This window comes from Roseiconus nitratireducens (genome assembly GCF_008629675.1).
In the GTDB taxonomy this organism is placed as follows: Bacteria; Planctomycetota; Planctomycetia; order Pirellulales; family Pirellulaceae; genus Stieleria; species Stieleria nitratireducens.
In genome coordinates this window covers 1-1,451 of the sequence record NZ_VWOX01000060.1, presented here as the reverse complement: position 1 = coordinate 1,451, position 1,451 = coordinate 1, and the positions used below count along the sequence as shown (strand labels likewise).

At 56.5% G+C, this 1,451-nt stretch carries 1 protein-coding gene; it reads left to right on the top strand.

Annotated elements, in window-relative coordinates; translation table 11 throughout:
• Window positions 1–62 precede the first annotated feature (62 nt).
• Window positions 63–1,391, top strand: a complete 1,329-nt coding sequence (locus FYK55_RS28685; RefSeq protein ID WP_235909046.1) for a transposase — start codon at window positions 63–65, stop codon at window positions 1,389–1,391.
• Window positions 1,392–1,451 lie beyond the last annotated feature (60 nt).

The following is a 1,451-nucleotide window of genomic DNA, read 5'->3' as shown; positions in this document are numbered from 1 at the left end:
CAGCCTGTTGAAAAATACGACCTCTGCGCTAACTTAACAACATCCTCGATTGGAGTGTTGTCATGGGTTTGGGTCGTCGTCGCACCGAGCGGCAGGAACAGTTCTGGATTGCTGCCGAGGCGATTATGTCTGGGCCTCGGCACGCTTTTTACGATCATCTCAACAAGGTCCTCGATTCGGTTGAGTTCGATGATCAGATCGAGGAGGCTTGTGAGCCGTATTACGCCAAAAAGGGACGCCGGAGCATTCCGCCGGGCGTCTACTTTCGAATGCTGCTGATCGGTTACTTCGAGGGTATCGATAGCCAGCGAGGCATTGCTTGGCGATGCGAAGACAGTCGCTCCCTGGGCCGGTTCCTCGGATACGGCCCCGGCGAGTCGACACCGGAACACTCCAGTTTGTCCGTCATCCGCCAGCGTCTGCCGATGGAGATTCATGAACTGGCCTTTCAGTTGGTGCTCAAAGCAGTCGCCGATCACGGTCTGATCAAAGGGAACCTGCTTGGCGTCGATGCCACGGACCTGGAAGCCAATGCTGCGATGAAGTCGATCGTCAGGCGCGATACAGGCGATGATTGGCGTGAATACGTTCGTAAGCTCTACGAAGAAGAAACCGGCATCAGCGATCCGGACGATGAAGAACTCCGTCGGTTTGACAAGAAGCGGAAGAACAAGAAGGTTTCCAACGAAGAGTGGGTCAACCCAAACGACCCCGATGCGAAGATCGGCAAGATGAAAGACGGTCGGACGCACCTAAAATACAAGGCCGAACATGCCGTCGATCTCGAGACAACGGCCATCATCTCTGCGGAGATCTACCACGGTGACCAGGGCGATTGCTTGACCATTCAGGACACGGTCAACTCGGCCCGAACTCATCTTCGCGAAAGCGGCATCGACGCCCAGGTGACCAAGGTGGTTGCAGACAAGGGCTATCACAGTGCGGAAGCCGTTCGCACACTCGATGAAGAGGAAGGATTGCTGACGTACATTCCCGAGCGGGAACAGGCAAGCAACCGCAAGTGGACCGATAAAGCGGAAGGATCAGAAGCTGCATTTCGTCGCAACCGTCAGCGGATCAGGCGTCGCTACGGTCGCAAGCTTCAAAGGTGGCGAAGCGAGCGAGTGGAACGCACCTTCGCTCACGTGTGTGAGACGGGCGGCGGTCGTCGGAGTTGGCTCCGCGGCAAAGGCAAAGTGCAGAAGCGTCATCTGATTGCGGCCGCCGGCTACAATCTCGGGCTGATCCTCCGCAAACTGCTTGGCGCCGGCAAGCCAAAGCACCTCTCGGTACTTGCCGAAAGGCTTTTGTTTACCTGGCTTGCCATCGCCGTGCTTCTGCGGCGGCCTCTGGAGATTCCGAGGTTATTGTCTCGACTTGGTATCACCTAAAGCAGGCTTCAACCGCAGCGGTTCGGATCAACTCGGCAAACGTCGTTTTTCAACAGGCTG